We start from the raw sequence: 21,729 nt of genomic DNA, 5'->3' as shown, positions 1-21,729 counted from the left end.
TGGCCCACCCCACCCACCGGTTCCTCTTCGATCAAGCGGGCTGAATGTCCAAATTTCCTTGCAATCAGGCGGACTTTGAGCTCACCCGTGCGAGGTCGCTCGCGCGTCGACGACACGCCAGGTTGGTTCTGTCAGTTCCATAAAGTGAGCTCCGATCAGATACAGTGAGAGCTCAAGGAGAGGGAGCACAATGCGATCCGAGAACTGGTCACTACGCAAGATCGCCACCGAGGCAGGCGTCCTTCCAAAGGTCGCGCGCGACGCTGCGTCCGAGGGCGTCATCGACGCCACCTACCTCGTGGAGACCGACATCGTTCTCGTCCGCCTCTACGGGGCTCTCAAGAGGCTCGTCTGGCCCGAAGAACGACGGCCTGCCAACCAGGACCAGGCGCTGCGCGTCTGGGAGGCCATAACAGTGGAAACAGCCCGCGCGGCGATCCCGGACGACATCACGCCGGAGAGTGGCCTGTTCATCTACCAGACCGGCTGCACCCTGGCGACCGGACCCGGCCCCTACTGCCAAGCCCTGTTCAAACTTGCCGACCAGCCTTTCTATTTCGCGCCTATCGGCAAGTGGTTCGAGGAACTCCCTTCCCGTCGCCAGCCACGTGGGCTCGCTCTTGAGCCCGAAGCCGTATGACGCCCGATGCATGCGACGACGGACAGTCCAATCCGCCAGCCCACCGCCGGCCCCGTATCCGTGCGCAGGGGCTCTCCTTGCCGACAACTCCGCCCGGGGGCATCGTCCCCGGGCTTTCCTGTTCCGAGAGCGAGGTGACGACCGCTCCCACTCATAGCTAACTGACCCCCGCCTTCAACGCCCAGTGGACTAACGACCTGTCACTCGGGCGGCGATAAGGGTTTTCCTCTTACACCCTTCGACCGGAGTAGAACGTGTCTATCGGTCCGAAGGTCGGTTCAGTGCTGTCTGAAACCGGCCCGCTCCTCTCTCCCAATCCCGCGTTCGCTACAAGTCATCCACTAATCCTCAGCCGCGGGATGCGCACGCGACTTCGTGCTGCGGTGCGGGCGTTGCTGGCGAACCCGTTGCTGGCCGGGAGCTCGGATGCCTCGCGGCTGGCTGCCGTGGTGTTGTTTACGAAGTCTGAGCACCGTTCGTGCCACACGTTGGTGACGACGCGTGAGCTGGGCCGGTGGCTGGGGCTGTCGGAGTCAGCGGTCCGTCAGGATGTGCTGCCGCCGTTGGTCGAGTCGGGTGCGGTGCGGTACCGGGTGACGGAGGGGGAGTGGGGGCAGAGCACGGGGCTGGACTGTGTGGTGATGCCGGTATGGCGGGCGCGGCGTTCTGGTGAGACCGGGCATCTGTTGGCGTTGAGCCGACGGGAGTTGGCGGTGCTTTTGCGGGTGCTGGAGGCGTTGTTCGCCCCGGGCTGGGGCCCGGGTGGCCGGGGTGCGGGGCTGCTCGCTGGCCGCGGCGGAAAGGGTTCTGCGACCGACCGCCTTGCGGCATTGCTGCTGGTGCTTGAGGCCCGTGAGGACGGGACCGTGCCTTTGGTGGGTGGTCGGTTGCCGAAGGGGCGTGGCCGTGCCGGCGCGACGGTGGCTCGGCTCCTGGGGTGCTCGGTATCGGGCGGGGCAAAGGTCTTGGGCCGGCTGCGTTCCTACGGGGTGGCGGTGACGGACCGGCGGGGGACTGGGTCAGGTCTGAAGGGCAAAGCGCTGCTTGTACTGCCGCCCGTGGTGGCTGCTCAGGCGGCGTCCGAGGCCGAGGCCAGTGCTGCCGTAGATGCTGCGGGAGTGGTCGGCGGTGCGGCGTGCGCGCGGTGTGGGGGCGCTGGCCCGGCTACCACTGATGGGGCTTCTGAGTCCCCGGCGCCCTTCGAGGACGACGCTGCTGGAACAGGTGCTGGTGAGGGGGCGGAGGCGGGGGAGGCCCCGCTGGACGAGCGCCCCGATGGTGCAGGGGGAGAGAACGGTGAGGCGGCGAGGCCTGGGACCCTTGTGGCTCCTGGGGAGCCGGGTCTTGGCCAGGCTGAGGACACGGTGGTTGCAGAGCGCCCCGGTGCTCGTCCCCTTCACGCAGACCACCCGCACTCGACTACTGCTGATCTTGAGAGTGCGGGACGTCATGGGTTTTCCGGCGAAGCCGCTGGGGGGTGCTCTAGTCGGCCGGGACGCGCACGTACGCGCGAGGAAACCCCGCGGGTCTCGACGCAGATCGCGGATGCGAGTCTGCGCGCTGGTGGAGACGGTGGCCCGCTACGCGGGGAAAAGCGTGATTCCTCCTGCCCTCACACGTTCTTCCAGACCCCTGGGACACGGGATGCCTGCAGCGAGGGTTTGGCGGCATGGGCAGAGACGACGGGCGGGCCGCCGCCGGTCTGGGCCCCGGTGCCTCGGGGCTGGGAAGAGCTCCTGGCGCCGGTGGCGATGGTCTGGGGTCGCATCGATCGCCTGGCCGCCCGGGCTACCGTGCACAACGCCGTGCGCCGCGAACTCAGCAGACTCGACGGCCTGTTCGGCCCGGGTCGGGGCATGGCTCTCCTGGGGGCCCGGTTGCGGCGGCGCGCTGCCGAGCAGGGCCGGCGGCCCATCAAGGACCCGGTTGGCTGGCTGATCGCCTGGGCGATCCCGCGCCGGACGGCATGCCCGGACGTGCGCTGCGACGACGGGCGGCGCATGGACACCAGCGCCCCCTGCGAGCGCTGCGCGGAGCGTGTCGGTGACTTGGTGGCGCGGCGTCGGACGGTGGGTCTCGAGCTCGCCTCCGCGCTGGGCGGGAAGGTGGCGTCGGGGGAGTACCGGCGGCTGTACGAGGCCCGGCTGGCGGAGGTGACCGACGAGGCCGAGCGGAAGCGGGCCGCCCGCCTGGAGCAGGCCACGGTCGAGCGCGCACGGTTCGAGGAAGTGGCAGCCGCGCAGCGGGCGGAGCAGGAAGTGCTCGAGGCGCAGCTTCGGGAGCAGCCGTGTGCGGTGTGCGGGCTGGCTCGCTCGGGCGGCTTGTGTGAGATCTGCGGCAACGCCCGAACCGCCGAGGCTGCCGTCGCCGAGGCAGTGGAGATCGGCCTGGCCGCCCGGGAACGCCTCGGTACAGCGGAAGCCGAGGCAGAGTTCGCCCGCCGGGTGGAGAGCGCGGTTCGTGGCCAGGTCGAGGCCCAGGTCGACCAGGCGGTGGCGGAGGGGGCGACGGAGCTGACGGCATCGCTGCTGCGGCGCCTGGCCGCAGAGCAGCAGCGGTCGCTCTTCCGGCAGGAAGCATTGCAGCTCTTCGCGACGGGGCCGGAGGCGGAGGCCGAGGCGAAGGCGGCGTTCGCGGCCCGGATGCGCCGGTGGCATCTGCACGAGTGCGATGGGCAGCACGACTGCCAGGCGTTCGTGCGGGAGGACGCCGAGCACGTGGCGTACATGGCGCGGTGGCGGGCAGCGGAGCATCTGCTCAAGCAGCGGCTGGCCGCGGTGCAGGCGCAGCGTGCGGTGCCGCCGGTGGGAGAGCCGGACCCGTACCGGGTGGGTGCGGCGCGGGTGCGAGCTGCGATGCGTCGTCCTCGGGCGGGGGTCTCGGCGTGAAGCGGAAGGCGTTGGGGCCTTCGCGGCTCAACGGCGACTGAAACGGGTGCATCCCACAGCGTGGCGAGCGGGGCCGTCGGCGCGGCGGGGCTGGCGCAGGCCCGCGGCTGGCCCGACGGGCCTCCGGGGTTGTCGATGCGGGTTGACCAGGAGGCATCACGACGACATATCCCATCTGGGTCAGCCTCACGTCGAGAAGGGGTATGGTGTCCCTTGGTAGGACTGCTACCCCCGCTTGCATGGCTGTGGCCCGGACCCACAGGTGCATTGTCGGCGGAAAGAAGCGGACGCTTCGCCAGTGTGATGAATCCTGCTGCCTGCCAGCGCGCTGGTCCGGGTCGTCGTGCTGCAGAACGGATCCCACCGTGTCGAAGGACAAGACCGCTCGCCTGCGTCAGATGTATACCGGCGAGCCGTACTCCGCCGCCCAACGCTGGTATCGGGCAAACGGCCTCTTCAACGGGCTCGTGCCAGATGCTGTCCACCCGGCACAACAGCGCTTGGAAGCCGTCACCCTCCGCACCCTGGCCAGGCCTCGCCCTGGAACGCTGCCCACCCTGGTCATCCCTGGCACGCTTTTCGGGCTGGCTGGCGTGACGCCCGACCCTGAAGAGCTGCTGCTGCGTCCCGCGGACCATCAGCTTCCGCAGATCCTTTCCCGCCTGCTACCAGCCCGTGCCGCTGGTCTTGTAGTGGGCGTCCCAGGACTGCGGGCAAGGTTCAGCCGCCGCTCGGGCTTGACACTGGGGCGGATCGGAGACGATGCGGCAGTGACCTTCGGCGCGGAAGGTGCCGGCAGGCTCCGAGGCCCTGACGCTCAGGCTGCGCTCGAGGCCGCCCGGGTACTCGCAGCCGGTGCGGGGCTGGAGCCGTTGTGGAACAGCGACACCCCTCAAGAAGGCGAGGGCCAGGCATGGAGGGCGCTTGCCGAGGCACTGCCAGCGGAGGAAGTCGCTGTCTGGAGCCGTGCGCTGCGCCGGGCCGGCCTTTTTCTCATGGCTTCTCCCGATTGGGCGGAGCGCGCACCATCGGCTGCAGAGGTAGCCGGCCCCGACCCTGACCGACTGCGCCCCCGTCCTGTCGGGCCTACCGGGTCGGCTGGCAGCCTCCGAGGCGTGGTCGCCGTCACTCCATCCCACGGTCGCGGAGGGTTGGGATGCACGACGGTGGCACTGAGTCTATGTGCGGCGCTTGCCCGCAGCGGAGGCCGCGTGGCGCTCCTAGCAGGCGCGAGCAACCCGAATGGACCGTTCTATCTGGCAGAGAAGCAGCCGCCGACTGCTGGAGAGTGGCGCGACCTCCTTGAGCTACCTGGCGGCGGGCTGGTGCGCGTGGGTGCTATGCCGCCCTCTAGCGAGGACCTTTCCGATGCCTTCCAAGAAGACGACGAACTCGACGGGGCCCCCAATTTCAGGCCCGCGCAGGAGCAGTTCGTGGCAGAGGCTAAGAAGAACTACGACATCGTCGTGATCGACGTCGGCAATGGCTTCCAGCAGCCGCATCTGGCTGAACTCGCTGACCTCGTCATGGCGGTGGTCCCCTACAAGAGGCACGAATGGTTCGAGACCGAGGTCGTAGACAGGCGTCCCGACTGGGTGCGATTCCTGGCTTGGCTGGACGACCAGTACCTGCAGTACAGCCTGATCAACAGCGCCACCACGCCCGTCGAGCAGCTGTTGACCTTCCTCGACATCCAGTTCGCCTTCTACGTCATGGACCGGGCGGAAGACGGCAACCCCGACGTCTACTCGGCCGATGACCCTGAAGACCTCAACGACTGGTGGAGCGATTACGACTATGCCGACCGTGTAGGGGAAGGCGACTACGTTGAGCTGCCAAGCGAGGACGAGGCTCCTGAGCTCGACGCCTGGCGGCGGGACTTCCTGGACTTCGTCCGCCTTGAGGGCGCGCGACGCCATCTGGAGACGTGGACTGAGGCCAGCGAACAGTGGTCGGCCCGCAGCAGGCAGCGGAACGAGCAAGGCCTTTGCCCCGGCCAGTCCCAAGATGACGAAGCCGCCCACACTCGCTTCCTGCGGAACATCGAGGACAAGGCGATCCAGCGGTGGGGCGATTCTCTGTGGCAAGACCAGCACAGCGTCTGGGCGGCAGCCCGTGAGGCCGGTGACGACCTGCTTGCCCCCTGGCAAGACTTGGTCGAGAAGGTCCAGCACACTCGCCCCGCCGCCGACATCGCTCGAAAACTTACCGTTGAAGCGGGACTCGAGCCGACCAGCAGCACCCTTATCGTCCTCAACCAGACGGACTACAACCTCGGCCGGCACGACCTGGCGGCCGTCCGAGACGCCCTGCAGAATCAGGGATTCGCGACCGCGGTGACGTTGCCCCGCCTGAAGGCCTTCGAGGAACTCCTCTACTCGCCCTCCGAACTCGCCAAGCAAGGAGGGCTTGCCGCAGGCGCCGCCAACCGCATCGCCCTCGCGGTCTCCTCAGCGCTGCGGCACCAATAAACGGACCGTGGAACATCTCCTTGCCGCTTCACCACGGCTCTCGTAGCCGTCGGTGAGGCGGAAGCGCCTCGGCTTTGGGTACCGACCATTCGATGGGTGGTGGGCCAGCCCGGTCTGAGGCTTCCCGGTGGGGTAGGAGTGCGCTGGTCAGCCCACTGCGGGCTAGGCAGTGGCTCCCGCCCTGCCGCCAGCCCGGCCGGGGCTGGGTGTCAGTGGGGTGTGGTGGACTGGACGAGCCGCTCAACTACGGTGCCTGGGGAGGAACTTGTGGGGATCTTCAGTAAAGGAAGTGACCAGCCGGCCGCTGAGCAGGGTCCGGTCATCGGCCGGGTGGCGCCGATGGAGCCGGCGCAGTTCGTGAAGACGGAGATCGTGGGGGAGGGGGACTGGGCCGTCCTACGGTGGGACACCGCTGCAGGCGGTATTGGGCTGGCGTACTGGCTGCGGGACTCCAACGGGCAGCCCTCCATGGTGGCCCGCGCCCTGGCCACCCGGTACGGCGAGCACGTGGGCAAGGTGTACAGCGCAGTGGTCGTCGGCCGGGCCCGATGGCACTTCAGCGGCCCGGAGCTGGCCGCGTGCGACATCAGCCCCGACGGCCGGATCGGCGCCACCTACCACCCCACCTGGGAGGACCTCGAGCGTCTGCTCGGCATGAAGCCGCCGTACTGGCCGCCCACTCTGCGCGATGTGGACGCGATCACCGCGTGGCAGCCTGGAGCCGCGCCGGCCCAGGTGTCGGCCTGCCACGTCGTCAACCCCACCGCGGCGCTGACCGAGCTGGCCGCCGCCGAGCCCGACGGCTCGCCCGCAGCGACGGTGTGCTGGTGGCTCGCCCGAGAGGTCCGCCGCCGCGACCACGCCCAGGCCACCCGCGCCCTCGCCGACATCCAGGAAGCGGTAGCCGAGGGTGGGGACAGCGCCCACCTCGTCCTCGGCGCCGTCCCCGCCCCGTACCTGCGCGACGAAGACGAGGAGCCGAAGCCGCCCGAGACCGTGTGCCGGGCCGGTTGGCTGGCCGTCACCGCACGCCGCGACACCCTCGCCTATCGCGTCGCCCAGGTCTGGCGCTACGACGGCGGTGACGACTGGCACGCCGGCGAACTCGTCCACGCCCGCCCAGCCAAGTGCGCGATCGCCGCCGAATGGGCCCAGCGCCTTCTCCCCGCACCTGCCGGCGAGCCCCCCACCGTGCTCGAGTACGACGTGCTGCGCAACGTCAACACCACCACCCTCTTCCACGACCCCGACACCCTCCTGCCGGCCGCCCTGAACACCGGAACCGACGGCGACGAAGACGACCCCGACGCCTTCCACACCCTCGTGCCCCAGCGCCTGCCCACCACCGGCCGACTCGAACAGGTGCACTTCAGTGACGGAAACGTGTGGATCCGCACCGCGGCCGACCCCGAATCCGGCCGCGCGGGCGGACTGTGGCTCGCACCCCACCGCCCCGGCGCCGGCCTCGGCTACGGCTACGGTGGCGGCGGCCCCCACACCCTGGCCCAGCTCCTGAACAACCTCCTCGACGACATCACCGCCCCCGCCGCCGACCACAGCTGCCCGGAACCGCCGCCCGGCCTGTTCCAGCTGATCCGTACCGCCCCCAAGGACCAGCCCTCCACCTACACCCGCACCCAGCTCCTGGCCGCCCGCGCCGGATGATCTTCGGCCAGGCCGATCAGTCCCGGGCCCGCTCGACAAGCGGGCCCGATGCCAAACACCCGTGCCGCTCTTGAACTCGTGCGAGTTCACTGCCACGCCCTCAAAGCTGAGGCTGATGGGACTGCAAGACGCTCGGTCTGACTCCCGACATTAAGGAGGACGTGCCGAGGACCAGTGAGACCGTGACCCGAGTATGTCCGGGCTACGGGCCGCGGAGCTCAGACGACGGACCGGTAGCATCCAAGATCAGGAACGGGGTGTCACACGGGGGACAGGATGAGCAGCGATCAAGATGTGCGGCCGGTCTCCGGTGACGAGGGACAGCAGGCCGGATTCCGGAACCAGGCAGCGGCACTCAGCCTCATCTGTGGGTTCGCAAGCGTGGCGGCTGTCGGCAGTTGGCCCCTCTTCCCGCCCCTGTTCGTGTACGCCTCCCTCGCATGTGCACTAGGTGCCGTCATCGCGGGCCACGTGGGCCGCTGGAAGGCCCGTCGCAGAGGCGGGGAAGGCCGCTGGGCCGCCCTGGCAGGCCTGTTGGCCGGCTGGCTCATGCTGACTGCGTGCCTGCTCCTCGCCCTGCTGTCGGTGGGACTCTTCGCGGCCTTCTTCACACTGGCGAGCTAAGAGAAACCACGATCTGAGGCGGACCAGGCGCATCTGCAGCGAGGCACCTGTCTGCTGGCGCGAGCTGCACAGGGCACGCATTCCTATCGTCACGCAAAGACCTCCCCTCCTGACCGGAAAGGACTGAAACATGCTTGGCTGGAGCATTCACATATCGGCCCAGACCCCCGAAGAGGCCGACTCGGACACCACCGGCCAGACGGACCTGGCGCGCTGGACAGCCGGTTTGCCCGGACTGGACTGGATAACCGAGCTCGTCAAGGCCGGCAAAGCCGAACAGCTCTCAAACTCCGGCTACCCCTGCCGCTACACCGCCCGCGCCGGGGACGTCCTGCCGCTGCTTGCCGGCGGAACGCCATCCCATGTCCGTCCCCAGGACACGGTCAGCGGCGTATGGATGAACTCCGAGCGCATCGCCGCATGCCCTGCGGATCAGGTCCTGACGATCGATGCATGGGACCAGTCGTAAGCACTGCGCTGGGTGAAGGCTGCGCCCTTCCTCCCCGCCCCGCGCGGGTACACGCGGTGGCCACTACGCGGCGCCCGGAGCCCTCCTCGTAAACGTCTTCAGCACCGACCCAGGCATCGGCACTACGAGACCCGTCGATGCGTCCCCCTCGAAGGCGACAGCCGACGCCGAGGCATGCCCGGCCATGTCGCCCAGCGCAGCGTTGCGGCGGCTTCCGGTGGCAGCAGCGCCGCGCCGATGAGGGCTGCCCGGCCCGCCTGCTGGCCGGCGATCTTGTAGCCGAGCTCGCAGGAGTCCACGTCGTGGAAGCTGCCGTCGGTGATCAGCACCGCGGCAGTGACTCCGTCGAGCCCCTCCCGCAGGCCCTCCTCCAGCGGCGGGAGGTATTCCGAGGGCAGCTGGCTCTCGGGCAGCAGGCTCAGCAGCTCCAGTTCGCCTCCGGGGCCGGGTGGCTCGAAGTCCGCCACGATATGCGCATACGGCCCGCAGGCCCCCACGTTCAGCTTCACACGGACACAAATGTCAGGTACGGGGATGGGAAGAGGGCTGGTCATGACGGTCACGGTAGAAGGGGCCGCGGCCGGCGGACCAGCGGTATACGCCGGATTCCACCCGGTGACCGCGGCGCCCGCCCCACCCGGTCACCGTACGGGAAGGGCTGGGAAGCCGCCTCTGCCGGGGCACGGCCACGGACCGGTGAGGTGCTAGTCGTCGAATGCGAAGCCCGAAGACTGCGCACGGGCAATGATGTCGCGGACTGTCTCGGGGCTGGTGATCACGGATTCAACGGCCGTCTTGAGTCGCGCGAGGTCGCCCGCACTACCGACCGCGCAGAACATGCCGGCCTCGCAGTCGAAATCGAGGCGCTCGGCAAGGTCCGGCCAGGCAAACCGCACGAGGCCTTCCCAGAAGTACCCGTTCGGCTCGTGCCCGGCGGCAACGACTGCGGCATCGGAAGCCAGGCCACCGGCATCCAGCGTCAGCGAATGCTCGCCGTCGAAGTCGTGCAGGCTGATGGTCACGGCGCGATCCTCTCACGCCCAGCGCATGCGCTTCCGGTCCCTCAAACTGCCGTCCGATACCCGCTCCCGCCCCCACTGAACTTTCCGGTCACAGCACGAGACCGTTTCCCCGGATTGCTTGGCTCACCGATGACCAACTCGGCGAGGTGACCCGATAGCAGCACCCTGCGAATCGTTCAAAATCCGATGGATCCTTCGCCGCGGACGAGGCACAATCCTCCGGGAATTGGAGCGAGGAGATTTATTTTTGGACGTGTTCGCGTGCGCCGGGTGCGGCACGGAGCTGACGGCACCCGTGTCCAGGGTCGCTCTCCCCGTCCATACCCACCACGGAGGATGAGGCGCCCACGCGGAAGATCGTCGAGCACGTCCGGGGTGTCAGGCCGGACGCGGATTCAGGGAAGGTCAGCCCGAGGCTGACCAGCCTGAAGAAGGCTGGCCGCATCGTTCACGTCACCACCGGCTGGTGGCGCCTGGCCGGCTGTGTCGGCGGTCGGAGCGCCGGGGCCGAAGACGCGGGCGCGGAAGGCGCCGGCCCCTGAAAAGACAGGGGGTACCGCCGTCGATTGCAGACCCACAGCGGCACCCCAGTGATGGACACCCGATTCGGGGCTCACCAACGGCAAGTGTAAGCACACTTTTACGGCGCCGCGTGAGCCTCCTACTGTCAACCCGCCTTGGACGGCGGGGGATTGGGTCACCATGCCACCACCCGATTCCCCCTTGTGGGTTAACCGCCCGCGACGCTCGCCGCGCGGATGCACGCGCGGCCGGGACGGGGGGCCGCGATGAGCGCCACCGGCGCGGGGCGGGAGTTCGCCGCGCTGTGGGACGCCGACTTGCCGCCCGGGCACGGCTGCTGCTGCGGGACCTCTACCGGGACCACTGGGCGGCCCGGGAGGTCACCCGGATCCTGGCCGGCGGGCCCCTGCCGCAGGAAGAAGTGGCCGCCGCACTCCACCAGGCCTGCCGGGCAAACACGCCGCGGGATCTACCTGGTCGAGTGGCTCGTCATCGCACTGGTCGTCCACCGCGACAAACGCCTCTACATCAGCCTGCCCGAACACCAGACCCCCGGCCCGGCGGGCAGCAGCGGCACACAGGGCGGCGGGGCCCGGCAGGGCTCCCCCGGGGCGGGCCGCCGCGGGGCCGGCGCCACGAACGCCGGGGGGATGCTGATCACGGGGCCGTCCATGGACCGGCTCCGGGAGCTGCCCGACGAGCAGTACGCGGAGATCCTCCACGGCCTCGCCCGCAGCATCAGAGCCCTCAACCACGCCCTGCGCACCGATGACGGCGAGCAGAACGTCCGCCAGTACGGACAATCCGGCGACATTCCGGTCTGACGGAGGAGGACGCGGCCGCGCGGCGCCGCTAGCGAAGGTCCTCTGGGGTTGCGGCCCGGCTGAAGGCGTCGAATACAGGAAGCATGCGGGTCGCCGTCAGGTGTGCATGGATATCGCTCACGGAATCAGTCGCTGTCAGCATGATCCATGAGCCGTCGTGAAACCGGACCCGGAGCTGGTCGGTGCTGGACATGCCGCGCCTCGGGTCCTCGACGACCGCCCGGTCGGCCTTCAGAACCTCAAGGACCTGCGCCTTCTTGTCCTGTCCCAGCGTTACCCGGCGCGGCGGTCCGGCCAGCACGATGCGGTCGGGGCCCAGGATGACGAGCCGGGACGGGTGCGAGGACCGGCCGTACCACCGCAGGAGAAGTCGGCCGGCTTCCGCCTGCCAGTCACCGTCAAAGACTTCCGCAGGCCGGTTCCCGGAGAACTCAGTGTCGCGCCGGCGCTGTTCCTTGCGCGCCTTCTCGTCCCGGAGCGCCTGCCGTTCCCTCTTCGTGCGCAACAAGGGGCCCAGAACAGCCTCGGCGGTCGCCTCCAAAGCGGCGTAAGCGATGGCGATCAGCATGAAGGGGGACACCGCGATACAGCCCAGGATTCCGAGGGGACGCATCCGGCCCGGCCGCAGCCGCGGTCGGCCGGCCGCCTCGCGGACATCCTTCGGCGGCTTCGGGACGGGACCCCCGAGTTTGCACCATCCCACGGCTACAGGCGGCTCGCCCAGCAGCTCTGCAGCCGTCCGCCTTGCACGCTTGGATATCACGGGTTACGCATCCCCCTGGTTGTAAGGCAATTGATCGGTGCGGAAGGGCAAGGAGATCACACGCGGACGAGGAGCCGCTACGGGCCGTCGTGGAGCTCGACTCGGGAGGCCTCCGGGGAGAGGGACCCAATCGCGTAAGCCCGGACACGCCGTCGCGGCTCAACTTGGGTGCGCGGCGCGCTCACGGGCGTCCAGCCATGCGGCAACCGATCCTTCAGCCGCCGCGGCAAGGCCGGCGGCGAGGACCGGGTCGTCGGCGAAGTGCGGCAGCCGGACGACGAGTCACGCGTGATGCTGCTGGGACGCGGCGACCTGGAATGGGTCCATGTGGCAGCCGCGGGCGGCCCGGGGGATCAAGGCCACGGACTCCCTGTCGTCGTCCGCCATCACCCGCAGCACATCGGCGTCGGTCGTAGGCTCCGGCCGCGACCGGTCCCGCAACAGCGCCTTTGTCTCCTCACGGACCCGGCTGGTGGTCTCGGCCGTGGTCCCCTGATCCGTCACCGTCTCGCCTCCGTGTGCTGCACCAGATGGCACGGACCCGAGTCGAACGGGAGACAGGCTCCGGAGCGGTGGACCAACCACATGCAATAATCGTCTACATGACGATAACGGTTTCGGATGTGATGCTCGCCGCGCGTGATATGGCCGCCAAGCTTGAGGTATCGGTGCGGCGCGTGATCGCCTTCAGCGCCTGTAGCGACTTCTCCACGTATGTAGATGTCGATGGTGATGACCTCCACTGGATCGTGGCGGAGCGGGCAGGCCGGGAGGTCAAGCGCCGCACCACTGACAGCATCGACGAGCTCATGCACTGGCTCGCCGTCGAGGTCACCTTCCAGATGGCTGGGGAGTGGGCGTGGGAGCAGCGGAGCCGCTTCCCCGAGCGTGAGGTCACCGGCACCGACAGACTGGCCAAGCAGGTCGAACTCCTGCGGCGCCTTGACGGCTCCTGGGCCGTGCAGGCCCAGGCGGAGTACGACGACGCATACTCACCCGCGTTCGGGTGACGGCATTAGTTACCAAGGGGCTATCGGCGAGCCGGCGCCACCGAAGAGGCCGTCGGTGTCTTGAACAAGCACGAAGGGCTTTGTGGAAAAAGATGACTACACCTGCGGGTTTCCGCTTCCCGGTCAAGGGCGAGGTCGCCGTCTTCCGCGGTGAGCTCTACCGGGCCCGTGCCGCTGCGGGGCTGTGGCCGTGCGCCGAGCTGCTGCCCGAGCCCGGCCGCCCCGCACCCGAAGGACTCACGCCGCGCGAGGCCGCCGACGAGTCCGTGGGATATCCGGTCGCGCCGGAGCGCCTGGACGCTTGGGACGCCGTGCACTGGACGTTCCGCTGGCGCGGCGAGCTCTTCAAGTGCACCCGTGCCACGACCTCCACCTACTCGGGCAACTACCTCGGCTCCGACGAAGACTTCGCCAAGGAACACCTCAAGCGTCTGGCCGGCACTTACTACGGCGTCTTCCCGCGTGACGAGGTCACCGAGCTGAAGCTGCACCGTAAGGACTTGATCCAGCCCCTGCACGCCCTGGTGCGGCGTCTGGACGAGGTCGACCACTTCCGCCCCAAGGCCTACGCGGTCCACCACGGCCGGACGTACCCGGCCGCTGCCGAGGCCGACGCCTCGGGCCTCATCGCCCTGACCGCCGGGGACGACCGGCCCGATGATCTCATCGCCGACCCCGAAGACCCGAGCGGCGAGCGCTTCCTGGCCGCCCCGGAGCAACTGGACGCCTGGTACCGCACCCACTGGACTTTCTGCTGGCAGCGCGGCCCCTTCGACGCCGTCGGAACAGTGGACGGCAGGATCAAGGGCGTCTACACAGGGGGCAGCTGGGGCTTCGCGGACAGCTGGCAGCTGACCCACGAGCCGGATCCCAACGGGGCGTACACCCGGTACACGGTCACGGCGGGCCTCAAAGGCGTCACCGACCTCGAACACCAGCGCACCGACCTGATCGCGTTGGCAGGAGCGCCGCTGGATCTGCAGATGGGTGAACGGGTGTACCGATTCATTCGCGACCGCCGAACCGAGGATGAGAAGCAACGCCCGGAGGGGTACGACTGGGAGGTAGGGCGCGAGCTTTGGAACCTCAGCCGGAACTACGCCAACGCCGTGCAAGCGGGCGACACGGATGAAGCCGGCCGGCTTCTCGGCGCGCTCATGGCCAAGGCCGACCAGTGGAAGAGTCATCCCCACCACGCGGTCGTCTCCGCTGGCGTCCCCAGCCCCTGAGCTGCGGTGGCATCTCGGTCTCTGCTGCGCCACCGGCTGGTATGCGCCGGCGATCCGCCGCCGCATCCGGGCAGTCGCACCCATTCCTGGGAAGTCAGTGCCGCTGCCCTGTACTTGGCCCCGATGGACCACTGCCGGGCCGGAGGCCGGCAAGAAGGCCGGAGCGAAAGTGCGCCGGCTGCGCTCTTCGCAGCAGCCTGCGCCTGCGCGGGCCGGTCGCCGCGGGAGGAAGGCAGGCTGGGGGGAAGCCGCGTGGGGTGGGGTCCTCCTGTCCTACCTGGCCGAGCAGCAGGGACCGCAGTCCGTTGCGGAGATCACGAACGGCGTGAGCGCTGCGCACCCGGCGCGGCCGACAGGAGCAGCACCATCATCCACGCGAACGAGATGGGGTCGGGGGCCAGGTGCAGACACGTCGTACCGGCGTACGCCGCGGAGATCTCCGCGAGCCGTTCTTTCTTGCCGCTGCTCTCCAGCTCCTTTTTGAGCTGTGCCTCCAGGCGTTGTTGACCTTGGCAGCCCGGGACTTCGGGGTAGGCAAGGCCCCCGGGGAACGAGGGCGACGCTGCGGTGGCCATGCGCCGAGACCCTAGTGCGTTCCGGCGCCCTGCGGGCGCCGGCTGTCACCCGTCCGTGGACGAAGGGTTGACCGCAGGGACAGCGGCCGGCTGCGGAGTAAGGCCACGGATTGGCTCCTCGCTCGTCGGCGAACGAGACTGGTGGGGCCGGAAATGGGGACCTGGGTGTTCAGTCCGCAACGCGGTGATCATGCACGTCCAGGCAGAGGGGGGGTGCGCCCGGGCCGTGGCCGCCTCCTTGACCATGGTGCTCGCGTCCGTCACCGCATGAACGTCCGGCAGGGAGTGCTGATCGCCTGCATCGACCCGGTAGAGCTCGAGGCGGACGGGTCCTGCAGCGCGCGGTCGGCGGCGCTGCGGCCACCGACCGGCCGCCTCCCACGGCCACGCTGCTCAGGAGCGCCCCGGCCGGGCCGAGCTCCATGGCGTCACAAGATGATCGGCTGGTAGGCGAGGGCCCGGTCGACCACCTCGTCGGCCGAGAGCTCGCCGTCCGGAGGCCAGAAGATCAAATCGCTGACGTAGCCGGACGGGCATCCCAGGGCCCGCTCGAGCATGTCCAGCCAGCTGTCCGCCTCCTCCTCCGCGTCGTACTGCGCATGCATGATCCGCTGCACCAGGGCAACAGCCTGCTCCCGGTTCATCCTCACCGCCCCACTCCTACGCGATGGACCCTGCCACGAGCCGGCGCTCACGTCCCCGGCGATCGCATCCGCGACGCTACCGCCCCGACAAGAGCGCCCGTCCCGCGCCGGGCCTGGCCCGACCCCTCCGGCGCAGTCATCGGCGCGGCGCCGTCGTCTACAGCGGTGGGAGACGCCGGGGGCGAAGGGGAGCAGCCGGGCCGGGCGCTGCGCCCGTATCGTGGTGATCATGTACACGTACAGGCAGAGGGTGCGCGCCCGGGCCGTGGGTGCCTCCTTGACCGTGGTCCTCGCGGCCGTCACCATGACCACCGGCTGCGGCGCGGACGGTGATTCCGGGGCGCTTCCGGCCGAAGGGCCCGCCAAACGGACCGCGGCACCGCAGCTCGCCGAGATGATCCTGGACACCATGCGGCTCGAGCCCGCGCTGCCGGACCAGTTCAGCGTCCCGGCCGAGCTGGACCAGTCCCGCAACCGCAAGACGTGGGATGCCGACGATGCCTCGATCTGCCAGTCCGAGGAGTGGTCGGCCCAGTGGTGCGCCCAGGCGGCCGCCTTCGGCATCGCCGCCTACAGCAACGCCCGGGACCAGGAACTGGCGGTCCGGCTCATCTCCTTCCGCACCTCCGAGCAGGCCGCCGCACTGTTCACCGGCCAGGGCACCAAGGACGAAGTCGGGAACAATCCGCCCGGCGACCAGATCGACGGCTTCGAGATCTCCCCGGGCCAGGGATGGCAGGGCCGTGGCATCACCGTCCGGCAGGGGGCGGTGATCGCCAGCATCAAGTACACGTGGAAGCAGGGAACGGAGATCCCTTCCGACCGGCTCATGGCCGTCACCAAGATGACCGTCGAGCGGATCAAACAGGCGCAGCACGGCGAGACATCGACCGCCTCGGCCCGGTAGCCCACAGCAGGCAGCCAGGCACGCGTCGCGGGGTCGTTGCACCGCTCGCCGCCGTCGGCTCGGCGCCGGGCAGCGGCCGACATGGTTCGGGTTCTGTCGTTCAGCCGCGGCCGACAGAGCGACCAGGCCCCGGACCCTGACCCACGCGCGTGACGTATGCCGGCCTTGGGGAACAGGCCCGCGTCTCGTCGGCGACTGCGTGTGCCTCGGGCACCGAGGCACCGATCGAGGCGGCCAGGCCACTTGTCCAAGGTCATGTGAGTACGGCAGGCGGACCAGCATGAGTACGCAGACGGATACGGCTGACCGGCCAACCACGGTGAGGTGGTCACCATGGACACCACCCCCACCACCGGCGGCCCCACGGCGCGCCGGGAGCATGATGCGCAGCTGGCCTACGCCCCACTCGGCCGGAAGCTCGCCGTCCTCGGGCTGATCCTCTTCCTGCCCGCCCTCGTGCTCCTCGGCCTGGCCGACCTCACGAAACAGGTCTCCCACGACCACTGCGCTTACCAGGGGTGCACGGAGCCCCTGATGGAGGCCATCCACCTGGCCTGGCGCGTGATGTGGCTCGCCGGTGCCACGGGCGTGGTCGCCGCGCTCATGCCCCGGCGCGTCGCCGCACTCCGCTTCGCGCTGGCCTGCCTGCACATGGCGCTGCTGATCGCGCCGTTTTGCATCCTGTCCGGCGTCTGACCGAGATGCCATCGCCCGCTATGGGGGGCCGCCCGGGTGAGGGTACGGGCCCTCTGCCACATCAGCAGCTGCCCGCCGCCCGTCCGGAAAATTCGACGCCGCGCTGGAACCACGCGGGGATTCATGACGCGGCGGCGAAATGAAATCACTGAACGCTGGGTGCTCTTTGTCACACCGATCGGTACCGATGGGCCGCCCCTCTCCGCCTTGTTGATCTTGATGGATGGGGCGGGGAAGGCGTGAGAGAGCCCCCGGAAGCCGGCGCCGGCGGCTTTGCGGCTAATCCGAGACCATGGGTACCGAGTATTTCAACTCGCCGTGGTGCCAGACCTGTTAGGGGCATTCCTGACCTGCTGCGCCTATGACTTACAAGGGATGCATACGCGGGGGACAGCTGCACCCGGGCCGGCGTCGCAGCTCTGCGAGGCAAAGGCCGGGGACCTTACCCAAGCCCACTGACAGTGACGGCCCTGCATTCCGGAAACGCGCCCAAGATCATTTTGTTGGTCCGTCACCTGGCCTGTTTGCATAACGATCACCTCGCTGCTCCTGATCGCGTCTCAGGTAGCCGAAGGTTGCCTGTTGCCGTGCATCTGCCTGGAAAGGAGCAGCGTGTCTTCTGTCTTCTCTGTCGCTGACGACCCGTGGATATGTGTACGGGCCAGAGCTGATCTCGATGATGCCGGGTCAGCGGAACTGGAGGCTCTCTTGCCGGACTGCCGGCCAGGGGAGCGGGCCCTGGTCGGGCTGCGTGTGCTGTTCGAAGGTGCGCACCTGTTCAGCGAGCTGGAAGTGGCCCATCCGCCGGTGGAAGCGGTGCTGCGCCGGCTGCTCGCGGCACTCGCGGCGCGGGTGGGAGGCCTGGACGATGGCACGGGTGAGCAGTGGCTCGACGCCCGTGAGGACCTCCTCGTCGCGGGCCGTTTCGATCGCGGGCGCGTCCACCACTACTTCGACTCCTACGCCGACGCCGGGCGGTGGAACCTCTACGACCTGGTGCGGCCGTTCCTGCAGGACCCGCGGCTGGCCGGCGAGTGCGCCGAGCAGGCGCCGCCGGGCCGGCTGGCGATGGACCGGCCCTCGGGCAACAACGGGGTCTGGACCGACCACACCCCGCAGGAGACTCCGCTCCCCGGCGCGGAGGCGACCGGTTGGCTGCTGGCCTGGCACGGCTTCGGCCCCTCGGGCACGGCAGCGGTGCGCCAGCACGCCGACCGCAGCAGCAAGTTCTGCAAGGCCGGCCCCTACCGCGCGCTGATCTCCTTCTTCCCCCACCACCCCGGCTCGCTGTTCATCACGCTGCTGGTGTCCGTGCCAGCCCCGGGCGCCTGGCCCTCCGCCGCGGGGGAGGACCTCGCCCCGTGGGAGAGCCCGCTGCTGCCCGACCCCCTGGTGCCCGCACCGGCCAGCGGGCCCATCTCGCTGCTGACCGCCCGCACCGCCCACGCGATGCTGCTCACCGGGGACGACATGGGCCGGACTACGGGGTGCTGGGTGACGTGGGGGACGCCAGTGGACCTGCCGCTCGCAGTCGATCCGTACGTAGTGGAGCGGGACGAGGGCGGCCCGCTGCGGGCGTCACGGGAGCGGTCGGTGTGGCGGGACCTGGACGCCCTCCTGCTCAAGAAACGGCCCGGCTCGAAGACTGCACAGCGGCGGCCGACCGCCTTCGACACCCTGTCCGAACTGCCCCCCGAGGTCCTGGAACGCCTCGGCGTGCGCGCCGTGGCCTGGGACCAGGACAAGCAGGACAAGAACACCCAGTGGTACACGGCCACCACCCCGGCCGTCCTCGCGCACATCGAAGAGGCCGACCCCGACGGAGCGGCGGCCATCGCCGCCTGCCGCAGCCAGGCCGAGGCTGCCGCCGGCGACCTCGGCCGCGCCCTGGCCGCCGCCTGGCACGCGGTCAACCCCCGTCGGCCCTCCAAGGAACGCGAGGGCTTCGTCGGGCGAGCCCGCACCCAGTTCTTCGAACACGCCGAGCGCGAGTTCTGGCAGACCGTCGACGGCAGCGGCGACCGGCCCGCGTTCCACCGGATTGCCCTGGACTGCTTCGACACCGCCGCGCGCTCGCTGAAGAACACCGTGCAAGGCATGGACGCCGTCGCCAAGGCCCGCGCCTCCCTGACCCATCCGCCCCGCAAGAACACCCGGAAGACCGGATGACCACCACCACGACACACACGAAGCAGGAGCGCGCGATGACCACCGACGCGCCCCCGGCAGCACCCCCCACCGGGGACGGCACGGACGCCCCGGAAGAACAAGGGCCGCCACCGTGGCTGGCCTGGCCGACCGCCTTCATGGAACACGTCGACGACGTCTGCTCCACCCCCGGCGGGCGCAGCGATCTCGCCTCCGGCCGGAGCCTGCGCGACCTCGCCGAGCCGTGGCGCATGCTGCCCCACCTGCGCTCGCGCATCCCCGGCCCCCACCCCGACACCAAACTCGCCTACCTCGCCGTGGCCGGCATGTACGCGGCCCAGGCACCCAACCCGGCCCTGGCACGGGAGCGCCCAGTGCTCTACGACCCGGCCATCGGCAACTTCGGCTGGACCCTGGCCTGGGCGGCCGATACGGGCGTGCTCCGCGAGACAGGGACGACCGAACTGCTCCAGCACCTGGCCCGCCAGCGCTCCCTGACCAGCCTGCTGCGCAACCTCCAGCCCGTCATCCGCCAGCTGGGCAACGACCACGCGCCCCTGTCCTGGCCCCGCCTGCTGCGGGACCTCTCACGCTGGCCCCGCTACCGCACCAAGGTCGCCGACGAGTGGATGGACGGCCGCTACACCCGCACCCCCCACACCCCGACCCTCCTTCAGGAGCCTGCCGCATGAGCCTCATCATCGACGCCCACGTCCTGCACTCCCTCCCGCTGTCCAACCCCAACCGCGACGAATACGGCTCCCCCAAGACCGCCGTCTACGGCGCCGTCGAGCGCTCCCGCATCTCCTCCGCCTGCCTCAAGCGCGGCTGCCGCATCAAGGTCGAGGACATCCTCGGCGACCGGGCCCTGCGCACCCGCCGCGTCCCCGGCGAGGTCGCCGCCGAGCTGCGCCGCCGCGGCTGGGACGAACAGGAGGCAACCGAGGCCGGCGAGACCGTCGTCCTGGCCGCCGGCGTCAAGGGCCTGGCCATCACCGAGGCCGGCGTCACCAGCGTGATGCTCTACCTCCCGGCCGCCGGCATCAGCCTGCTGGCCGACCTGGTCGAGGCCCACCGCGACACCATCGCTCTCGCGGCCCAGCAGGCCAAGGCCAAGGCCGACGCGGATGCCGCCAAGGGCAAGAAGACCGGCCCCAAGACGAAGGCGCCCAAGCTCGACAAGGAGACCGACCAGAAGGTCAAGGCCGTCAAGGAGCAGGTCCTTCAGATCATCGCCAGCCGCAACGGCGCGATCGCCGCCTTCGGCCGCATGCTCGCCAACACCCCCGAGGTCACCGTCGACGGCGCCATCGCCGTCGCCCACGCCATCACCACCCATGCCGCCGACGAACAACGAGACTTCTTCACCGCCGTCGACGACGTCACCGGCACCGACAACGGCTCCGCCCACATGGGCAACGCCGCCTACACCTCCGGCACCTTCTACCGCTACAGCACCATCAACGTCGACGAACTCCTGCGCAACCTCGACGGCGACCGCGAAGCCGCCACCGAACTCACCCGCGCCTTCCTCACCGAGTTCGCCCGCTACGCCCCCAGCGCCAAGAAGAACAGCACCGCCCCCTTCACACCCCCCGCCCTGGTCTACTTCGCCGTCCGCGCCGACCAGCCCATCAACCTCGAAGGCGCCTTCGAAGCCCCCGTCACCGCGGACGACACCTCTGGCTGGACCGCCCCCAGCATCACCGCCCTCGACCAGCACGCCGCCGCCACCCACGCCTTCTACGGCACCGACGCCCTGCTCACCGCAGCCCACAGCGGCACCGCCCCCAACCTGGGCACCCTCACCGCCCTCGGCACCCGCATCCCCGGCCTCAAAGACCTCGTCGAGACCATCACCACCGCCGCCCTGCCCGAGGCCGGCCAGTGACCACTGGCCTCCTCCTCCACCTCTCCGCCCCCCTGCAATCCTGGGGCGGCCCCCAAGGCGGCCGCGTCCGCGACACCCACCCCCACCCCACCCGCAGCGCCCTGACCGGCCTGATCGCCGCCGCCCAAGGCCGCCCCCGCGGCAGCGACCTCACCGACCTCGACCAACTGCACTACACCCTCCGCATCGACCGCCCCGGCCGGCGCATACCCGACTTCCACACCGTCGGCGGCGGCTACCCCAAAGACCGCACCGTCATCAACGCCAATGGCGGACGCCGCGGCGAAGCCCTCCTCTTCGATGACTGGTACCTCGCCGACGCCGCCTTCACCGTCGCCGTCACCGGACCTACCCCCTTGATCGACCAGGCGGAGGCCGCCCTGCGCAGCCCCGTCTACCCGCCCCACCTCGGCCGTCGCGCCTGCCCGCCCGACACCCCTGTCCTCATCACCACGACCCCCACCCCTGAGGCCGCGCTCGAGCAGTTCCCCCTGCACCGCGACCCCGACCCCCACCGGGACACCGTCACCATCACCTTCATCAGCGAACACCCCCCACCCGGCAACCCCCACCTCCCGCCCACCCGCAGCATCCAGGACGTTCCCCTCCCCAAGCGCACCTGGACTAGCCGCCACCTGTGGGAATCCCGCCGCACCCTGCCCAACAGCCTCTGCGCCGGCCGCAGCACCACCTACCTCAACGCCCTCACCCACTACCGCACCACTCACTGACCCCGCCCAC

Annotated in this window: 22 protein-coding genes; 15 read left to right on the top strand and 7 right to left on the bottom strand. The window is 69.6% G+C overall.

Annotation, left to right across the window (positions count from 1 at the left end; translation table 11 throughout):
- Positions 1 to 190 precede the first annotated feature (190 nt).
- On the top strand, positions 191 to 640 hold the full coding sequence (locus tag ACOTKD_RS30595) for a hypothetical protein (RefSeq protein WP_424892245.1): 450 nt from the start codon (positions 191 to 193) through the stop codon (positions 638 to 640).
- 1,019 nt (positions 641 to 1,659) lie between these two features.
- Here the strand turns inward: ACOTKD_RS30595 and ACOTKD_RS30590 are convergent.
- Positions 1,660 to 2,091, bottom strand: coding sequence for a hypothetical protein (locus ACOTKD_RS30590; RefSeq protein WP_424892244.1), 432 nt, complete (start codon positions 2,089 to 2,091; stop codon positions 1,660 to 1,662).
- A 294-nt stretch (positions 2,092 to 2,385) separates the two neighbouring features.
- Here ACOTKD_RS30590 and ACOTKD_RS30585 point away from each other — a divergent pair, with 294 nt between their 5' ends.
- The 5 genes from ACOTKD_RS30585 to ACOTKD_RS30565 all read left to right on the top strand — a co-directional run bounded on the left by ACOTKD_RS30585 (position 2,386) and on the right by ACOTKD_RS30565 (position 8,757).
- Positions 2,386 to 3,528 carry a hypothetical protein gene (locus ACOTKD_RS30585; protein ID WP_424892243.1) on the top strand — a complete coding sequence of 381 codons (1,143 nt, stop codon included), beginning with the start codon at positions 2,386 to 2,388 and terminating at the stop codon, positions 3,526 to 3,528.
- A gap of 365 nt (positions 3,529 to 3,893) precedes the next feature.
- Complete coding sequence (locus ACOTKD_RS30580; RefSeq protein WP_424892242.1) at positions 3,894 to 5,999, top strand: hypothetical protein; 2,106 nt, start codon at positions 3,894 to 3,896, stop codon at positions 5,997 to 5,999.
- Positions 6,000 to 6,338: 339 nt separating this feature from the next.
- On the top strand, positions 6,339 to 7,664 hold the full coding sequence (locus tag ACOTKD_RS30575) for a hypothetical protein (protein WP_424892241.1): 1,326 nt from the start codon (positions 6,339 to 6,341) through the stop codon (positions 7,662 to 7,664).
- Between the two features lie 276 nt (positions 7,665 to 7,940).
- Positions 7,941 to 8,288 carry a hypothetical protein gene (locus tag ACOTKD_RS30570; RefSeq protein WP_424892240.1) on the top strand — a complete coding sequence of 116 codons (348 nt, stop codon included), beginning with the start codon at positions 7,941 to 7,943 and terminating at the stop codon, positions 8,286 to 8,288.
- Between the two features lie 130 nt (positions 8,289 to 8,418).
- Positions 8,419 to 8,757, top strand: a complete 339-nt coding sequence (locus ACOTKD_RS30565) for a hypothetical protein (protein ID WP_424892239.1) — start codon at positions 8,419 to 8,421, stop codon at positions 8,755 to 8,757.
- Between the two features lie 122 nt (positions 8,758 to 8,879).
- On the opposite strand, the gene ACOTKD_RS30560 is transcribed toward ACOTKD_RS30565, so the two are convergent.
- A complete protein-coding gene (locus ACOTKD_RS30560; protein ID WP_424892238.1) occupies positions 8,880 to 9,311 on the bottom strand; it encodes a hypothetical protein in 432 nt (143 codons plus the stop codon).
- Positions 9,312 to 9,461: 150 nt separating this feature from the next.
- On the bottom strand, positions 9,462 to 9,779 hold the full coding sequence (locus ACOTKD_RS30555) for an Imm51 family immunity protein (RefSeq protein ID WP_424892237.1): 318 nt from the start codon (positions 9,777 to 9,779) through the stop codon (positions 9,462 to 9,464).
- 788 nt (positions 9,780 to 10,567) lie between these two features.
- Between ACOTKD_RS30555 and ACOTKD_RS30550 the strand changes: the two genes are divergently transcribed.
- Positions 10,568 to 11,125, top strand: a complete 558-nt coding sequence (locus ACOTKD_RS30550; RefSeq protein WP_424892236.1) for a hypothetical protein — start codon at positions 10,568 to 10,570, stop codon at positions 11,123 to 11,125.
- Between the two features lie 28 nt (positions 11,126 to 11,153).
- Here ACOTKD_RS30550 and ACOTKD_RS30545 read toward each other — a convergent pair whose 3' ends face one another.
- On the bottom strand, positions 11,154 to 11,693 hold the full coding sequence (locus tag ACOTKD_RS30545) for a hypothetical protein (protein ID WP_424892235.1): 540 nt from the start codon (positions 11,691 to 11,693) through the stop codon (positions 11,154 to 11,156).
- Between the two features lie 477 nt (positions 11,694 to 12,170).
- On the bottom strand, positions 12,171 to 12,392 hold the full coding sequence (locus ACOTKD_RS30540; RefSeq protein ID WP_424892234.1) for a hypothetical protein: 222 nt from the start codon (positions 12,390 to 12,392) through the stop codon (positions 12,171 to 12,173).
- 98 nt (positions 12,393 to 12,490) lie between these two features.
- On the opposite strand from ACOTKD_RS30540, the gene ACOTKD_RS30535 reads away from it, so the two are divergent.
- Positions 12,491 to 12,898 (top strand): Imm63 family immunity protein, encoded by a 408-nt coding sequence (locus ACOTKD_RS30535; RefSeq protein WP_424892233.1) that lies wholly within the window; start codon positions 12,491 to 12,493, stop codon positions 12,896 to 12,898.
- 92 nt (positions 12,899 to 12,990) lie between these two features.
- Complete coding sequence (locus ACOTKD_RS30530; RefSeq protein ID WP_424892232.1) at positions 12,991 to 14,127, top strand: hypothetical protein; 1,137 nt, start codon at positions 12,991 to 12,993, stop codon at positions 14,125 to 14,127.
- A gap of 314 nt (positions 14,128 to 14,441) precedes the next feature.
- On the opposite strand, the gene ACOTKD_RS30525 is transcribed toward ACOTKD_RS30530, so the two are convergent.
- Together ACOTKD_RS30525 and ACOTKD_RS30520 are read right to left on the bottom strand one after the other, a co-directional pair.
- Entirely contained in the window at positions 14,442 to 14,702 is a 261-nt protein-coding gene (locus ACOTKD_RS30525; RefSeq protein ID WP_424892231.1) for a hypothetical protein, read from the bottom strand.
- 428 nt (positions 14,703 to 15,130) lie between these two features.
- Complete coding sequence (locus tag ACOTKD_RS30520) at positions 15,131 to 15,346, bottom strand: e9imm peptide (protein ID WP_424892407.1); 216 nt, start codon at positions 15,344 to 15,346, stop codon at positions 15,131 to 15,133.
- Positions 15,347 to 15,575: 229 nt separating this feature from the next.
- Here ACOTKD_RS30520 and ACOTKD_RS30515 point away from each other — a divergent pair, with 229 nt between their 5' ends.
- The 6 genes from ACOTKD_RS30515 to cas5e all read left to right on the top strand — a co-directional run bounded on the left by ACOTKD_RS30515 (position 15,576) and on the right by cas5e (position 21,719).
- Positions 15,576 to 16,253: a hypothetical protein gene (locus ACOTKD_RS30515; protein ID WP_424892230.1), complete on the top strand. Its 678-nt coding sequence runs from the start codon at positions 15,576 to 15,578 to the stop codon at positions 16,251 to 16,253.
- Between the two features lie 333 nt (positions 16,254 to 16,586).
- Positions 16,587 to 16,949 (top strand): hypothetical protein, encoded by a 363-nt coding sequence (locus ACOTKD_RS30510; protein ID WP_424892229.1) that lies wholly within the window; start codon positions 16,587 to 16,589, stop codon positions 16,947 to 16,949.
- Between the two features lie 708 nt (positions 16,950 to 17,657).
- The gene (casA, locus tag ACOTKD_RS30505) at positions 17,658 to 19,118 is read left to right on the top strand and encodes a type I-E CRISPR-associated protein Cse1/CasA (protein WP_424892228.1); all 1,461 of its coding nucleotides are present in this window, start codon (positions 17,658 to 17,660) and stop codon (positions 19,116 to 19,118) included.
- Entirely contained in the window at positions 19,115 to 19,789 is a 675-nt protein-coding gene (gene casB, locus ACOTKD_RS30500; RefSeq protein WP_424892227.1) for a type I-E CRISPR-associated protein Cse2/CasB, read from the top strand. The genes casA and casB overlap by 4 nt, the downstream gene beginning before the upstream one ends.
- The gene (cas7e, locus tag ACOTKD_RS30495; protein WP_424892226.1) at positions 19,786 to 20,988 is read left to right on the top strand and encodes a type I-E CRISPR-associated protein Cas7/Cse4/CasC; all 1,203 of its coding nucleotides are present in this window, start codon (positions 19,786 to 19,788) and stop codon (positions 20,986 to 20,988) included. Before casB ends, cas7e begins: the two co-directional genes overlap by 4 nt.
- The gene (gene cas5e / locus ACOTKD_RS30490) at positions 20,985 to 21,719 is read left to right on the top strand and encodes a type I-E CRISPR-associated protein Cas5/CasD (protein WP_424892225.1); all 735 of its coding nucleotides are present in this window, start codon (positions 20,985 to 20,987) and stop codon (positions 21,717 to 21,719) included. The genes cas7e and cas5e overlap by 4 nt, the downstream gene beginning before the upstream one ends.
- Positions 21,720 to 21,729: the final 10 nt, after the last annotated feature.

The sequence above is a fragment of the Streptomyces sp. XH2 genome, from assembly GCF_049725035.1.
Taxonomy (GTDB): domain Bacteria; phylum Actinomycetota; class Actinomycetes; order Streptomycetales; family Streptomycetaceae; genus Streptomyces; species Streptomyces roseoverticillatus.
Note: the sequence above shows the minus strand (reverse complement) of the source record. Positions and strands in the feature narration are given on the sequence as shown.

What these genes read in the sequence shown, in the direction of transcription:
- ACOTKD_RS30595 (WP_424892245.1), top strand. Translation starts at nt 191, where the DNA reads ATGCGATCCGAGAACTGGTCACTACGCAAGATCGCCACCGAGGCAGGC.
- ACOTKD_RS30590 (WP_424892244.1), bottom strand. Translation starts at nt 2,091, where the DNA reads ATGACGTCCCGCACTCTCAAGATCAGCAGTAGTCGAGTGCGGGTGGTC.
- ACOTKD_RS30575 (WP_424892241.1), top strand. Translation starts at nt 6,339, where the DNA reads ATGGAGCCGGCGCAGTTCGTGAAGACGGAGATCGTGGGGGAGGGGGAC.
- ACOTKD_RS30570 (WP_424892240.1), top strand. Translation starts at nt 7,941, where the DNA reads ATGAGCAGCGATCAAGATGTGCGGCCGGTCTCCGGTGACGAGGGACAG.
- ACOTKD_RS30565 (WP_424892239.1), top strand. Translation starts at nt 8,419, where the DNA reads ATGCTTGGCTGGAGCATTCACATATCGGCCCAGACCCCCGAAGAGGCC.
- ACOTKD_RS30560 (WP_424892238.1), bottom strand. Translation starts at nt 9,311, where the DNA reads ATGACCAGCCCTCTTCCCATCCCCGTACCTGACATTTGTGTCCGTGTG.
- ACOTKD_RS30550 (WP_424892236.1), top strand. Translation starts at nt 10,568, where the DNA reads ATGAGCGCCACCGGCGCGGGGCGGGAGTTCGCCGCGCTGTGGGACGCC.
- ACOTKD_RS30545 (WP_424892235.1), bottom strand. Translation starts at nt 11,693, where the DNA reads ATGCTGATCGCCATCGCTTACGCCGCTTTGGAGGCGACCGCCGAGGCT.
- ACOTKD_RS30535 (WP_424892233.1), top strand. Translation starts at nt 12,491, where the DNA reads ATGACGATAACGGTTTCGGATGTGATGCTCGCCGCGCGTGATATGGCC.
- ACOTKD_RS30530 (WP_424892232.1), top strand. Translation starts at nt 12,991, where the DNA reads ATGACTACACCTGCGGGTTTCCGCTTCCCGGTCAAGGGCGAGGTCGCC.
- ACOTKD_RS30525 (WP_424892231.1), bottom strand. Translation starts at nt 14,702, where the DNA reads ATGGCCACCGCAGCGTCGCCCTCGTTCCCCGGGGGCCTTGCCTACCCC.
- ACOTKD_RS30520 (WP_424892407.1), bottom strand. Translation starts at nt 15,346, where the DNA reads ATGAACCGGGAGCAGGCTGTTGCCCTGGTGCAGCGGATCATGCATGCG.
- ACOTKD_RS30515 (WP_424892230.1), top strand. Translation starts at nt 15,576, where the DNA reads ATGTACACGTACAGGCAGAGGGTGCGCGCCCGGGCCGTGGGTGCCTCC.
- ACOTKD_RS30510 (WP_424892229.1), top strand. Translation starts at nt 16,587, where the DNA reads ATGGACACCACCCCCACCACCGGCGGCCCCACGGCGCGCCGGGAGCAT.
- casB (WP_424892227.1), top strand. Translation starts at nt 19,115, where the DNA reads ATGACCACCACCACGACACACACGAAGCAGGAGCGCGCGATGACCACC.
- cas7e (WP_424892226.1), top strand. Translation starts at nt 19,786, where the DNA reads ATGAGCCTCATCATCGACGCCCACGTCCTGCACTCCCTCCCGCTGTCC.